The organism is Mycobacterium sp. 5-140-3-2 (genome assembly GCF_035666375.1).
GTDB lineage: Bacteria > Actinomycetota > Actinomycetes > Mycobacteriales > Mycobacteriaceae > Mycobacterium > Mycobacterium intracellulare.
The window spans coordinates 3,626,343-3,639,720 of the sequence record NZ_CP142025.1 but is presented as its reverse complement, the minus strand read 5'-3'; the positions used below and the strand labels follow the sequence as shown (position 1 = coordinate 3,639,720).

Below are 13,378 nucleotides of genomic sequence, written 5' to 3'. Positions count from 1 at the left end.
GTAGCGAGTACCGTCAAGACCCGTGACACATTCACAGCGTCGAGACAGGCTCAGAGCACGGCTGCAGACCAGCGGATTGGATGCGCTGCTGGTCACGGACCTGGTCAACGTCCGTTATCTCTCCGGATTCACCGGGTCCAACGGCGCGTTGCTGGTGTTCGCCGACGATCGAAGCCCCCTGCTGGCGACCGACGGCCGGTACCGCACCCAGGCCGCCGAGCAGGCGCCGGACTTGGAGGTCGCCATCGAGCGCGTGCTGGGGCGCTACCTGGTCGGGCAGGCCGCCGCGGCGGGCGCGCGAAAGCTGGGTTTCGAGAGCAACGTGGTGACCGTCGACGGATTCGACGCCCTGACCGGCGAGCTGAACGACCGGAAGGCGCCCACCGAACTGGTGAAGGCCGCCGGAACCGTCGAGGCGTTGCGCGAGGTCAAGGACGCCGGTGAGGTCGCCCTGCTGCGCCTGGCCTGCGAGGCGGCCGACGCCGCGCTCACCGACCTGGTGGCGCGCGGCGGGCTGCGGCCCGGCCGCACCGAACGCGAGGTCAGCAGGGAGCTCGAGGCCCTGATGCTCGACCACGGCGCCGACGCGATCTCGTTCGAGACCATCGTGGCCGCGGGGCCGAACTCGGCGATCCCGCATCATCGCCCCACCGACGCCGCGCTGGCGGCCGGTGATTTCGTCAAGATCGACTTCGGCGCGCTGGTCGGCGGCTACCACTCCGACATGACCCGCACGTTCGTGCTTGGCAAGGCCGCCGACTGGCAGCTGGAGATCTACCAATTGGTCGCCGACTCCCAGCGGGCCGGCCGGGAGGCGCTGCGCGCCGGCGCCGACCTGCGCGGGGTGGACGCCGCGGCCCGCCAGGTGATCGCCGACGCCGGCTACGGCGAGCAGTTCAGCCACAGCCTGGGCCATGGCGTGGGTCTGGAGATCCACGAGGCGCCGGGCATCGGCGCCACGTCCACCGGCACCTTGCTGGGCGAGTCCGTGGTGACCGTGGAACCCGGCGTCTACCTGCCCGGCCGCGGGGGCGTCCGCATCGAGGACACCCTGGTGGTGCCGGAAGAGGGCCGCGCGCAGGCCCCGGAACTGCTGACCAAATTCCCCAAGGAGCTGGCCGTTCTCTCCTAGCTCGGGGGGGTTGCGCGCCCGAGTAAGGTCGGGGGCGTGAACGGGGTGGCACGGGGGCTGGCGCGCCTGCGGGATTTCCGGTGGGACATGTACGCCCAGCCCCTACGCGAGACACGGCTGGAGATGGACATCGTCTATTTCGCCGTGCGGCTGCCGTTCGCCAGCGGGGTGACGCTGCGCGTCCCGCTGTTGACGATGATCAAGCCGTTGCCCTCGCCCGAGGAACCATCCCGGGTCGACCGCGAACAGGCCCACCGCTAGCGGCGTTCCGTCCGTCGCCGTCCGACCCCGGCCGGCCGGCCTCGATCGGCGAGCACTCTAAACTGGCCGACAAGTTACAGACAGTTCCGTAGACGACTGTCCATCCTCGAGGAGACATACCGAACCGTGGCAAGCACTGCCGATTTCAAGAATGGACTGGTGCTGGTGATCGACGGCCAGCTGTGGCAGATCGTCGAGTTCCAGCACGTCAAACCGGGCAAGGGCCCGGCGTTCGTACGGACCAAGCTGAAGAACGTGCTCTCGGGCAAGGTCGTCGACAAGACCTACAACGCCGGGGTGAAGGTGGAGACCGCCACCGTGGACCGGCGCGACACCACGTATCTGTACCGCGACGGCTCGGACTTCGTATTCATGGACAGCCAGGACTACGAGCAGCACCCGCTGCCGGAGTCGCTGGTCTCCGACGCCGCCCGCTTCCTGCTGGAGGGCCTGCCCGTGCAGGTGGCGTTCCACAACGGGGTGCCGCTCTACATCGAGCTGCCGGTGTCGGTCGAGATGGAGGTCACCCACACCGAGCCCGGCCTGCAGGGCGACCGGTCCAGCGCCGGCACCAAACCCGCCACCGTGGAAACCGGGGCCGAGATTCAGGTGCCGCTGTTCATCAACACCGGGGACAAGCTGAAGGTGGACACCCGCGACGGCAGCTACCTGGGACGTGTCAACGCGTGAGCCGGCCCGTTAAAGGGCGACATCAGGCTCGCAAGCGCGCCGTCGACCTGTTGTTCGAAGCCGAGGCGCGCGGATTGAGCCCCGCGGAGGTGGTCGACGTCCGCACCGGGCTCGCCGAGGCGAACCCCGAAATCGCGCCCCTGCAGCCGTATACGGCGGCGGTGGCGCGGGGCGTCGGCGAACACGCCGCACACGTCGACGACCTGATCAGCTCGCATCTGCAGGGCTGGACGCTGGACCGGCTGCCCGCCGTGGACCGCGCCATCCTGCGGGTCGCGGTGTGGGAGCTCCTCTACGCCGACGACGTGCCGGAGCCGGTCGCCGTCGACGAGGCCGTCCAGCTGGCCAAGGAGCTGTCCACCGACGACTCGCCGGGCTTCGTCAACGGGGTCCTCGGCCACGTCATGCTGGTCACCCCGCAGATCAGGGCGGCCGCCCAGGCCGTTCGCGGCGCGGCGGGTTCCGACGCCCCCGGCACAGCGGAGGACCACGGACCGCAGCCATGACCCGGTTGGAGCTGCGCCTGGTCGTTGCGGCCGTGCTGGCCGCGGCGGTGGTGGTGGGTGCCGTGGTGTGCGCCGCCTACGGGTGGACCATCGTCGCCTCGGTGCTCTCGATCTTCGCGCTGGGGGTGGGCGCCTGGCTGTATCACTGCGTTGAACGGGTGGCCGTCGCCCGCCGCATCAGCACGGTGCGTTCGGCGGCCCGGCCGCTGCAGGCGCTGCTGCCGGTGATGGCCGCGATCATGGGCCTGACGCAGGGCGTGGTGCGAGCGCTCAGCGACGTCACCGACCTGCCGGCCCGTAGCCGGGAGCTGCCCGTGCTGCGGTGGGCGGACGCCCGGGCAAACCGGCGGATGATCGAAGGTGACGAGCCGGATCGCTGATCAAGCTCAGGTGAAACGGCCACGGTCGGGGCGCGGCGGGTTGACAATACGAGTTGGACTGCAGCGGCGGCGATCCGAGAAGAACAGGTGAGGTCATGATCCGATACAGCACCCAGCCGCGACGACTTCGAGTCTCCGCGCTGGCGGCGGTGGCCAACCCGTCCTACGCCCGGGTCGACACCTGGAACCTGCTCGACGACGCGTGCCGCCACCTCGCCGAGGTGGATCTGGCCGGCTTGGACAAAACCCACGACGTGGCCCGGGTGAAGCGTTTGATGGACCGGATCGCCGCCTACGAGCGCTACTGGCTGTACCCGGGCGCGGAAAACCTGGCGGTCTTCCGCGCGCACCTGGAGAGCCTGTCCACGGTGCGGCTCACCGAAGAGGTCTCCCTGGCCGTGCGGCTGCTGAGCGAATACGGCGACCGCGCAGGCCTTTTCGACACCTCGGCGCCGCTGGATGACCAGGAGCTGGTGGCGCAGGCCAAACAGCAGCACTTCTACACCGTGTTGCTCGCCGACGACGCCCCCAGCACGGCGCCGGACAGCCTGGCCGAATGCCTGCGGGCGCTGCGTTGCCCGTCCGACGATGTGCAGTTCGAGATCCTGGTCGTCCCCAGCGTCGAGGACGCGATCACCGCCGTCGCTTTGAACGGGGAGATCCAGGCCGCGATCATCCGCGACGACCTGCCGCTGCGCTCGCGTGACCGGCTGCCGCTGATGAACACGCTGCTCGGGCCCAACGAGGACGCGGACGGCGTCATCCCCGACCGCGCCAACGACTGGGTCGAGTGCGGCGAATGGATCAGGGAGCTGCGGCCCCACATCGACCTGTACCTGCTCACCGACGAGTCGATCGCGGCGGGCGACGACAGCGAGCCCGACGTCTACGACCGGACGTTCTACCGGCTCAACGACGTCACCGATCTGCACAGCACAGTGCTCGCCGGGCTGCGGAACCGTTATGCCACACCGTTTTTCGACGCGCTGCGGGCGTATGCGGCGGCGCCGGTCGGCCAGTTCCACGCGCTGCCCGTCGCGCGCGGCGCCAGCATCTTCAACTCCAGGTCTCTGCAGGACATGGGGGAGTTCTACGGCCGCAACATCTTCATGGCCGAAACCTCCACCACCTCCGGCGGTCTGGACTCGCTGCTCGACCCGCACGGCAACATCAAGAAGGCGATGGACAAGGCCGCGAAAACGTGGAACGCCGACCACACCTACTTCGTCACCAACGGGACGTCGACCGCCAACAAGATCGTCGTGCAGTCGCTGACCCGGCCCGGCGACATCGTGCTGATCGACCGCAACTGCCACAAGTCGCACCACTACGGGCTGGTGCTGGCCGGCGCCTACCCGCTCTACCTGGACGCCTATCCGTTGCCGCAGTTCGCGATCTACGGGGCGGTGTCGCTGCGCACCATCAAGCAGACGCTGCTGGACCTGGAGGCGGCGGGACAACTGGACCGCGTGCGGATGCTGCTGCTGACCAACTGCACGTTCGACGGCGTCGTCTACAACCCGCTGCAGGTCATGCAGGAGGTGCTGGCGATCAAGCCGGACATCTGCTTTCTGTGGGACGAGGCGTGGTACGCCTTCGCGACGGCGGTGCCGTGGGCGCGGCAGCGGACCGCGATGGTGGCCGCCGAACGCCTCGAGCACATGCTGGCATCGCCGGAATACGTTGAGGAATACCGGAAATGGGCCGCGTCGATGGACGGGGTCGACCGGTCGGAGTGGATCGAGCGTGAGCTGATGCCCGATCCGGCGAGCGCGCGGGTCCGCGTCTACGCGACGCACTCCACGCACAAATCGCTGTCGGCGCTGCGGCAGGCGTCGATGATCCACGTCCGTGACCAGGATTTCAACGCACTCACCCGCGACGCGTTCGGGGAGGCGTTTTTGACCCACACGTCGACCTCACCGAACCAGCAGCTGCTCGCGTCGCTGGACCTGGCCCGCCGCCAGGTCGACATCGAGGGTTTCCAACTCGTCCGGCAGGTCTACGACATGGCGCTGGTCTTCCGGCACCGGGTCCGCAAGGACCGGCTGATCAGCAAGTGGTTCCGCATCCTCGACGAATCCGATTTGGTGCCCGAGGAATTCCGGGAGTCGTCGGTCAGTTCGTACCGCGAGGTCAGGCAGGGCGCGCTGGCCGAATGGAACGAGGCGTGGCGCTCCGACCAGTTCGTGCTGGACGCGACGCGCGTAACCCTGTTCGTCGGCGCGACCGGGATGAACGGTTACGACTTCCGCGAGAAGATCCTGATGGAGCGGTTCGGCATCCAGATCAACAAGACGTCGATCAACAGCGTGTTGTTGATCTTCACGATCGGCGTCACCTGGTCGAGCGTGCACTACCTGCTCGACGTGTTGCGGAGGGTGGCAATCGATTTCGACCGCACCGAAAAGGCGGCGAGCGTGGCGGACCGGGCGCTGCAGCAGCGCCACGTCGAGGAGATCACCGAGGACCTGCCGCACCTGCCCGACTTCAGCGAGTTCGACGTCGCGTTCCGGCCCGTCGACGAATGCAACTTCGGTGACATGCGGTCGGCGTTCTACGCCGGATACGAAGAGGCCGATCGCGAGCACGTGCTGATCGGCATGGCGGGCCGGCGGCTGGCCGAGGGCAAGACGCTGGTGTCGACGACGTTCGTGGTGCCCTACCCGCCGGGCTTCCCGGTGCTGGTGCCCGGCCAGGTGGTCTCCAAGGAGATCGTCTACTTCCTGGCCCAGCTCGACGTCAAGGAAATCCACGGCTACAACCCCGATTTGGGGCTGTCGGTCTTCACCGAGACGGCGCTGGCGCGCATGGAAGCGCAACGCAACGCCGCGGCGGCCGCGGTGGGCTCGGTGACCGCGGCGTTCGAGCTGCCCGCAGACGCCTCCGTCGCCTCCGGCATGAACGGGGCGCGCAACGGCGCGCCGGCGGTGCCGTCGGTCGCCGACAACACCTGACGCGCGCGTCGGGTTCTGCTCATCCAGATCGCAACACCGGCGGATCGCCGCAGGTGGCGCAATGGCGCGTCGGTCCGAGGTTTCCGCTGGTCGGGCGCGAACGGGACCCGGCGCAATGCGGCTGGGCGCCGTCGCCGACGCTGCCCGGCGGCCCGGAAAGGGCCCCTGAGCTGCGTTAGCGTGGCGGCGTGGCGCAACCAGTACCCGTCGGGGATGTTCAAGGCTCGCGGGCCAGCCGCGCCCGCCGGGTCGCCGACGTGTTGCGCCAGCAGATCCACGCCGACGCCTACCCGGACGGCCTGCCGGCCGAACTCGATCTGGCCGCCGAGTTCTCGGTCTCGCGCAACACCGTTCGCGAAGCGCTGACCGTCCTCAAGCACGAGGGGCTGATCGACCGCGGGCCCAGGGTCGGCACCCACGTCGCGCAGCGCAAGTACGACCACGGGCTCGACGCGCTGCTGGGCCTGAAGGAAACGTTCAAGGATCTCGGCGAGGTGCGCAACGAGGTGCGGGCGGCCATGCCGGTCACCGCGCCGCCGTCGGTGGCCCGCCGGTTGCGGCTGAAACCGGGGGAGCGGGCGGTGTTCGTCGAGCGGCTGCGCTACCTCGGGGACCTGCCGCTCAGCCTGGACCTCACCTACCTCGCCCCGGACATCGGCAGGCAGGTCCTGAACCATCCCCTGGAAACCGACGACCTGTTCGCGCTCATCGAGGAGGTCAGCGGGCAGCGGCTGGGCTCGGCGGCGCTGGCGCTCGAGGCCATCCCCGCCGACGCGCACTCGGCGGCCACGCTGCAGGTGCCCGACGGCGCGGCGCTGCTGATGCTGGAGCGCCTCACCAGCCTCGCCGACGGCACCCCCGTCGACCTCGAGTACATCCGGATGCGCGGCGACCGAATCACCATGCGCGGCAATCTTGTCCGAGCCGAAACGAGGAGCAACCCATGACGCTGATCAACAACACGCGCGCGGACGTGCCGGTGACGATCGACGAGTCGCTGTGCATCGACGGCTGCACGCTGTGCGTGGAGGTCTGCCCGCTCGACGCGCTGGCCATCAACCCCGACACCGGCAAGGCCTTCATGCATGTCGACGAATGCTGGTACTGCGGCCCCTGCGCGGCCCGCTGTCCGACCGGCGCCGTCACCGTCAACATGCCCTATCTCCTTCGCTGAAAAGCGTTTATCCCCAGGATTCTTCGATGAGACGACACGCCGTCTGGCCGGCGTCGGTGATGATCGCGATCGCCGCGTTCACCTCCGGGTGCTCGCTGGAATCCCTGTCGCAGTCATCCGGCGTGGTCAACGTGGTGGTGGGATACCAGTCCAAGACCATCAACACCGTCACCGCGGGCACGCTGCTGCGCGCACAGGGCTACCTCGAACACCGCCTTGCCGACATCACCACCCGCACCGGCACCAAATACGCGGTGCGGTGGCAGGATTACGACACCGGCGCCCCGATCACCGCGCAGATGCTCGCCGAGAAGATCGACATCGGCTCGATGGGCGACTATCCGATGCTGATCAACGGCTCCAAGACGCAGGCCAACCCGCTGGCCCGCACCGAGATCGTCTCCATCACCGGCTACAACCCCAAGGGCGCCCTCAACATGGTGGTGGTGACCCCGGATTCGCGCGCCAAGGGCCTGGCCGACCTCGCCGGCACCAAGGTCTCCGCCAGCGTCGGGTCGGCCGGCCACGGCACCCTGGTGCGCGCGCTGGGCAGGGCCGGCGTCACCGGCGTCGAGGTGCTCAACCAGCAACCGCAGGTCGGGGCATCGGCGCTGGAATCCGGTCAGGTACAGGCGCTTTCGCAATTCGTCGCCTGGCCGGGGCTGCTGGTCTATCAGGGCAAGGCCAAGCTGCTCTACGACGGGGCCGAGCTGAACCTGCCCACCCTGCACGGTGTGGTGGTGCGCCGCTCCTACGCGTCGGCGCACCCGGAGGTGCTGGGCGCCTTCCTGCAGGCGCAGTTGGACGCCATTGATTTCCTCAACGACAAGCCGCTGCAGGCCGCCCGCATCGTGGCCAAGGAAAGCGGGCTGCCCCAGGAGGTCGTCTACCTCTACAACGGTCCCGGGGGCACGTCGTTCGACACCACGCTGAAGCCCTCGCTGGTCGAGGCGCTGAAAAGCGATGTGCCGTACCTGAAGTCGATCGGTGACTTCGCCGATCTCGATGTGGCGAAGTTCGTCGTGGACGAACCGCTGCGCGCGGTGTTCACCGCCCGCGGCCTCGACTATGCGGCGTCGCGGGCGCGCACCGCCAACCCGTCGGCGCTGCGCGGCGACCCCGCGCTGGCCAGCGAGCTGTGGCTGGACGGGGCCGACGCCACGCAGACGGTCGCGACCCCGACCGCGCTGCTGCAGGCCGTGCGGGACGCGGTCAGCCACGGAGCCAAGGTCCGCGCCGCCTACGTTCCCGACGCCGAGCTCGGCACCCGCTGGTTCGCCGACAAGGCGTTCTGGGTCAAAGACGGGCAGAACTACCTGCCGTTCGGCACCCCGGCCGGGGCGAACCGGTACCTCGCCGGTCACCCGCGCGGTGTCGCCATGGATTACCAAGAGGCACTGGGAGGTTCGGTATGACTGCCCACGTGGTGGCCGATCAAGTCCTCGGCGTCGTCTCGACGCCCGCGGTGGCGCGGCCGCGGCGGATCGCGGCACGGTGGCAGTCTCGGCTGCTGCGGCTGGCGTCGGTGGCCGCCGCGATCGGGGTGTGGCAATTGCTCACCGCGGACAAGGTGCGGCTGTTGCTGCGATTCGACACGCTGCCCACCGTCACCGAGATCGTCAACGCGCTGCACCGCCGGCTCGGCACCGGCGAGTACTGGCTCGACCTGGCGCAGTCGCTGATCCGCATCCTGACCGGGTTCGGGCTGGCCGCCGTCGTCGGCGTCGCGACCGGTGTGCTGCTGGGCCGCTCGCGGTTGTTCGCCGACGTGTTCGGGCCGCTGGTGGAGCTGGCCCGGCCCATCCCGGCGATCGCCATGGTGCCGGTGGCCATCCTGCTGTTCCCGACCGACGAGGCCGGCATCGTGTTCATCACGTTCCTGGCGGCCTACTTCCCGATCATGGTCTCCACCCGGCACGCGGTGCGCGCGCTGCCCACCCTGTGGGAGGACTCGGTGCGCACGCTCGGCGGCGGCCGCTGGCAGGTGCTCACCCAGGTGGTGCTGCCCGGCATCCTGCCGGGTGTGTTCGGCGGGTTGTCCGTCGGCATGGGCGTGGCCTGGATCTGCGTGATCTCCGCCGAGATGATCTCCGGGCGCCTGGGCGTCGGCTACCGCACCTGGCAGGACTACACCGTGCTGGCCTACCCGCGGGTGTTCGTCGGCATCATCACCATCGGGGTGCTGGGATTCGTGACGTCGGCGGCCGTCGAGTTGGTGGGCCGCCGCGTGACCCGCTGGCTGCCGCGCGCCCAGGAGGGCGCACGATGACCGCGACCAAGACCGGGATGGGCCTCGAGCTGGACCGGGTTCGCTTGTCCTACAACGGTCCTGCGGTGATCGACGACCTGAGCCTGGTGGTGCGGCCGGGCGAGATCCTGGTGCTGACCGGGCCGTCGGGCTGCGGCAAGTCGACCGTGCTGCGCGCCCTGGCCGGCCTGCTCTTACCCGACGGCGGCCGCGTGCTGGCCGACGGCGACCCCGTCGAAACCACCTCGGGCGACCGGGGAATGGTGTTCCAGGACAACGCATTACTGCCCTGGCGCACCGTGCGGTCCAACATCGAATTGGCGCTGCGCCTGCGCGGCGCACCCCGGGCCGGCCGGCGCGCCGCCGCCGAACGCTGGATCGACGAACTCGGGCTCACCGGATTCGGCAACTATTTGCCCAAGAGCCTGTCCGGCGGGATGCGCCAGCGCGTCCAGCTCGCGCGGGGCCTGGCCGGGGCGCCCCGGGCGGTCATGATGGACGAGCCGTTCGGCGCGCTGGACACCCAGACGCGCGCCGCCATGCAGCGGCTGCTGATCGACACCTGGCGCACCCACCCGACCACGATCGTGTTCGTCACCCACGACGTCGACGAGGCGCTGGCGCTGGGGGACCGCATCGTGGTGCTGGGCCGCGCCGGTGAGCCGGTGCGTGCCTCGATCGAGGTGCCGGAGCCGCGCAGCGACCGGCCACAGCAGGAGTTGCGCGCGCAGATCATCGCCGCGCTGAACCACGCGGAGGTTCCATGATGCAGATTCCCGACCCGGCGGCACCGGTCCGGCTCGACTGTGACGTCCTGGTCATCGGCGGCGGCACCGCCGGCACCATGGCGGCACTGTCCGCCGCCGAGAACGGCGCGCAGGTGCTGTTGCTGGAGAAGGCCCACGTGCGGCACTCGGGCGCCCTGGCGATGGGCATGGACGGCGTCAACAACGCGGTGATCCCCGGCAAGGCCGAACCCGAGGACTACGTCGCCGAGATCACCCGCGCCAACGACGGAATCGTCAACCAGCGCACCATCTATCAGACCGCCACCCGCGGGTTCGCGATGGTGCAGCGTCTCGAGCGCTATGGGGTGAAGTTCGAGAAGAACGAGCACGGTGAATACGCCGTGCGCCGGGTGCACCGCTCGGGCTCGTACGTGCTGCCGATGCCCGAGGGCAAGGACGTGAAAAAGGCGCTGTACCGGGTGCTGCGGCAACGGTCGATGCGCGAGAAGATCCGGATCGAGAACCGGCTGATGCCGGTGCGGGTGCTGGTGGATGGCGGCCGCGCGGTGGGCGCCGCGGCGCTGAACACGCGCAGCGGCGAGTTCGTCACCGTCGGCGCCAAGGCGGTCATCCTGGCGACCGGGGCGTGCGGCCGGCTCGGGCTGCCCGCCTCGGGCTACCTGTACGGCACGTACGAGAACCCGACCAACGCTGGCGACGGCTACTCGATGGCCTACCACGCGGGCGCCGAGCTGTCGGGCATCGAATGCTTCCAGGTCAACCCGCTGATCAAGGACTACAACGGGCCGGCGTGCGCGTACGTGGCCAATCCCTTTGGCGGATACCAGGTCAACGCGCACGGCGAGCGGTTCGTGGACTCCGACTACTGGTCGGGGCAGATGATGGCCGAGGTCAAAAGCGAGATCGACTCCGCGCGCGGGCCCATCTATCTCAAGGTGACGCATCTGTCCGACGAGACGCTGACGGCGCTGGAAAACATCCTGCACACCACCGAACGGCCCACCCGGGGCACATTCCACGCCAACCGGGGCCACGACTACCGCACCCACGACATCGAGATGCATATCTCCGAGATCGGTTTGTGCAGTGGGCATTCCGCGTCCGGCGTGTGGGTCGACGAGCAGGCCCGCACCACGGTGCCCGGCCTGTACGCCGCCGGGGACATGGCCTGCGTCCCGCACAACTACATGATCGGGGCGTTCGTGTTCGGCGACCTCGCCGGCACGCACGCCGCGTCCACCCTGGCCGATGTCGCCGCGCCGCAACGGCTTCCGCAGGACCAGGTGCGCGAGGCGCACGAGCTGATCTACCGGCCGCTGCGCCACCCCGACGGGCCGCCGCAGCCGCAGGTCGAATACAAGCTGCGCCGCTTCGTCAACGACTATGTCGCCCCGCCCAAGACGGCGGCCAAACTGTCGCTCGCGATCCGCACCTTCGAGCGGATGAGCGAGGAGATCGCCGAGATGGGCGCCCGCAACCCGCACGAGCTGATGCGCGCGGTGGAGGTGTCGTTCATCCGGGACTGCGCCGAGATGGCCGCCCGATCCTCGCACACCCGCACCGAATCGCGGTGGGGCCTCTATCACGACCGCGCCGATCTGCCCGGCCGCGACGACGCCCAGTGGGGCTACCACCTCAACCTTCGCAAAGACGCCGGCGGGGAGATGGTGTTCCTCAAGCGGCCGGTGGCGCCGTACTTCGTGCCGGTCCCGGAGCTGGACGGCCTGCCGCCCACCGACCGGACCGTGTACCCGGTGGAGGAGCCGCCGCTGATCGGCGGCCAGGCCCCGGCCACGGCGGTGTCCCGAATCGCCTCGGCGACAACGGCTTTCGAGCCGCCCTCGCCTCGCATCGCCGAAGTGCTGGCGCTCGAGGAGCCGACGGTCGCCGACCTGGCGCGCTACCTGGCCGACTTCGATCCCGGCGTGCGCCGCACCGCGGTGGCCACGCTGACCGAGCACATCCCCGACGGGTACGCCCCCGCGCTGTTGGCGGTGCTGGGCGACGACGACGCGGCCGTGCGCCGCACCGGCGCCGACGGGATCCGCGAACTGGTCGAGGTGCTGCCCGAGCCCGAAAAGGCCCGGGAATACCTGGATTCGGCCGACCGCGTGGTGCGGGCGGCGGCGCTGTACGTGCTGGCGGCACGCCGCGCCGGTGACAGCGCCCACTACCGCCGCGCCCTCGCCGATGCCGATCATCGGGTGCGCATCGAGGCGGTGCGCGCGCTGGTGTCCGTCGACGACGTGCAGGGCGTCGTCGACGCCGCCGACGACGAGAACCGGGAGGTCCGGATCGCCGCGGCCGCCGGTCTGGCGACGCTAGCGGCGGTGGCAGCCCCAGCTAGCCGGGCGGTGCGCGGGCTGGTCGCCGACACCGACCCGTTGGTCCGTGCCGCCGGCCTCGCCGCGCTGGGTGAGATCGGTTGCGGCCAAGACGATTACGCCGCCGTCAAGCAGGCGCTACGGGCCCCGGCCTGGCAGGTGCGCGAAGGCGCGGCGCGCGCGCTGGCCGGCGCGGCTGCGGATTTCGCGGTTCCCCAGCTGTCCGAGGCGCTCAGCGACGCGCACCTGGACGTGCGCAAGGCGGCGGTGCTCAGCCTGACGCGCTGGGCGGCCGAACCCGACGCCCGCGACGCGCTTGGGATCGCGCTCAAGGACAGCGACGCCGACGTGCGGGCCTACGCCCGCCGGGCGCTCGAGCACGACGGCTCGCTGCAGAACGGCTAGTCAGCGCAGGATCTTGGCGTAGAGGAGGCTGTCCTGCGGCTCGGGTCCCATCGTGGGGTAGACGGCGTGCCGGGCCAGCCGGCCCTCCAGGAAGAAGCCGGCGTGCTCGAGCAGACGCGCCGAGCGTTCGTTGTCGACGCTGCAGGTGGCCCAGACCCGATACACGTCGCGATCGGCGTCGAGCGCGGTTAGCAGCATGCCGAGCACCTCCGACATCAGGCCCTTGCCCCACCACCGCCGGCCCAGGCAGTAGCCGATCTCGACCGAGTGCGCCGCCGTGCGTCGGCAGCTGGCCAGCCCGACGACCTCGCCGCGGTGCCGCAGTTCGATCACCCAGGTCTTCTCGTCGGCGGCCGCGTTGAGCTTTTCGGTGATCACCCGCCGCGTCGCCGCGACGTCGGGATGCGGTGCCCACAGCAGATACTTGGTGACCTGCGGATCGCGCGCGACCCGCTGGTACAGCGGTCCGGCGTCGTCGAGCGTGGGTAGGCGCAGGGTCAGCCGCGGCCCGTTGATGCGGTCGGGTGGGTAGTCGGGCATGGCGATGCGCCC

General features: G+C 69.8%; 13 protein-coding genes. 12 read left to right on the top strand and 1 reads right to left on the bottom strand.

Going from position 1 to position 13,378, the window contains the following annotated elements; translation table 11 throughout:
• The first annotated feature begins 22 nt into the window (after positions 1-22).
• From P6281_RS16575 to P6281_RS16520, 12 genes are all read left to right on the top strand, one after another.
• The gene (locus P6281_RS16575; RefSeq protein ID WP_008258234.1) at positions 23-1,132 is read left to right on the top strand and encodes a M24 family metallopeptidase; all 1,110 of its coding nucleotides are present in this window, start codon (positions 23-25) and stop codon (positions 1,130-1,132) included.
• Positions 1,133-1,168: 36 nt separating this feature from the next.
• Positions 1,169-1,393: a hypothetical protein gene (locus tag P6281_RS16570; RefSeq protein WP_324738437.1), complete on the top strand. Its 225-nt coding sequence runs from the start codon at positions 1,169-1,171 to the stop codon at positions 1,391-1,393.
• 126 nt (positions 1,394-1,519) lie between these two features.
• On the top strand, positions 1,520-2,083 hold the full coding sequence (efp, locus tag P6281_RS16565; protein ID WP_324738436.1) for an elongation factor P: 564 nt from the start codon (positions 1,520-1,522) through the stop codon (positions 2,081-2,083).
• On the top strand, positions 2,080-2,589 hold the full coding sequence (gene nusB / locus P6281_RS16560; protein WP_008258232.1) for a transcription antitermination factor NusB: 510 nt from the start codon (positions 2,080-2,082) through the stop codon (positions 2,587-2,589). Before efp ends, nusB begins: the two co-directional genes overlap by 4 nt.
• Positions 2,586-2,969 (top strand): hypothetical protein, encoded by a 384-nt coding sequence (locus P6281_RS16555; protein WP_014385282.1) that lies wholly within the window; start codon positions 2,586-2,588, stop codon positions 2,967-2,969. Before nusB ends, P6281_RS16555 begins: the two co-directional genes overlap by 4 nt.
• Positions 2,970-3,064: 95 nt before the next feature.
• Positions 3,065-5,926, top strand: coding sequence for an aminotransferase class I/II-fold pyridoxal phosphate-dependent enzyme (locus P6281_RS16550; protein ID WP_008258230.1), 2,862 nt, complete (start codon positions 3,065-3,067; stop codon positions 5,924-5,926).
• Between the two features lie 188 nt (positions 5,927-6,114).
• Positions 6,115-6,873, top strand: a complete 759-nt coding sequence (locus P6281_RS16545) for a GntR family transcriptional regulator (RefSeq protein WP_014385280.1) — start codon at positions 6,115-6,117, stop codon at positions 6,871-6,873.
• Positions 6,870-7,100: a 4Fe-4S dicluster domain-containing protein gene (locus P6281_RS16540; protein WP_008258228.1), complete on the top strand. Its 231-nt coding sequence runs from the start codon at positions 6,870-6,872 to the stop codon at positions 7,098-7,100. The genes P6281_RS16545 and P6281_RS16540 overlap by 4 nt, the downstream gene beginning before the upstream one ends.
• 26 nt (positions 7,101-7,126) lie before the next feature.
• Positions 7,127-8,515 (top strand): ABC transporter substrate-binding protein, encoded by a 1,389-nt coding sequence (locus P6281_RS16535; protein WP_324738435.1) that lies wholly within the window; start codon positions 7,127-7,129, stop codon positions 8,513-8,515.
• Positions 8,512-9,369: an ABC transporter permease gene (locus tag P6281_RS16530; RefSeq protein WP_020822982.1), complete on the top strand. Its 858-nt coding sequence runs from the start codon at positions 8,512-8,514 to the stop codon at positions 9,367-9,369. The genes P6281_RS16535 and P6281_RS16530 overlap by 4 nt, the downstream gene beginning before the upstream one ends.
• Positions 9,366-10,115 (top strand): ABC transporter ATP-binding protein, encoded by a 750-nt coding sequence (locus P6281_RS16525; RefSeq protein ID WP_008258209.1) that lies wholly within the window; start codon positions 9,366-9,368, stop codon positions 10,113-10,115. The genes P6281_RS16530 and P6281_RS16525 overlap by 4 nt, the downstream gene beginning before the upstream one ends.
• Positions 10,112-12,826 (top strand): fumarate reductase/succinate dehydrogenase flavoprotein subunit, encoded by a 2,715-nt coding sequence (locus P6281_RS16520; protein WP_324738434.1) that lies wholly within the window; start codon positions 10,112-10,114, stop codon positions 12,824-12,826. Before P6281_RS16525 ends, P6281_RS16520 begins: the two co-directional genes overlap by 4 nt.
• Here the strand turns inward: P6281_RS16520 and P6281_RS16515 are convergent, their stop codons facing one another.
• Complete coding sequence (locus P6281_RS16515) at positions 12,827-13,366, bottom strand: GNAT family N-acetyltransferase (RefSeq protein WP_008258207.1); 540 nt, start codon at positions 13,364-13,366, stop codon at positions 12,827-12,829.
• Positions 13,367-13,378 lie beyond the last annotated feature (12 nt).

Bases quoted from the DNA above. Each gene is read 5' to 3' on its own strand.
- P6281_RS16515 (WP_008258207.1), bottom strand. From the start codon at position 13,366: ATGCCCGACTACCCACCCGACCGCATCAACGGGCCGCGGCTGACCCTG.
- P6281_RS16540 (WP_008258228.1), top strand. From the start codon at position 6,870: ATGACGCTGATCAACAACACGCGCGCGGACGTGCCGGTGACGATCGAC.
- P6281_RS16530 (WP_020822982.1), top strand. From the start codon at position 8,512: ATGACTGCCCACGTGGTGGCCGATCAAGTCCTCGGCGTCGTCTCGACG.
- P6281_RS16520 (WP_324738434.1), top strand. From the start codon at position 10,112: ATGATGCAGATTCCCGACCCGGCGGCACCGGTCCGGCTCGACTGTGAC.
- P6281_RS16555 (WP_014385282.1), top strand. From the start codon at position 2,586: ATGACCCGGTTGGAGCTGCGCCTGGTCGTTGCGGCCGTGCTGGCCGCG.
- P6281_RS16550 (WP_008258230.1), top strand. From the start codon at position 3,065: ATGATCCGATACAGCACCCAGCCGCGACGACTTCGAGTCTCCGCGCTG.
- P6281_RS16525 (WP_008258209.1), top strand. From the start codon at position 9,366: ATGACCGCGACCAAGACCGGGATGGGCCTCGAGCTGGACCGGGTTCGC.
- P6281_RS16535 (WP_324738435.1), top strand. From the start codon at position 7,127: ATGAGACGACACGCCGTCTGGCCGGCGTCGGTGATGATCGCGATCGCC.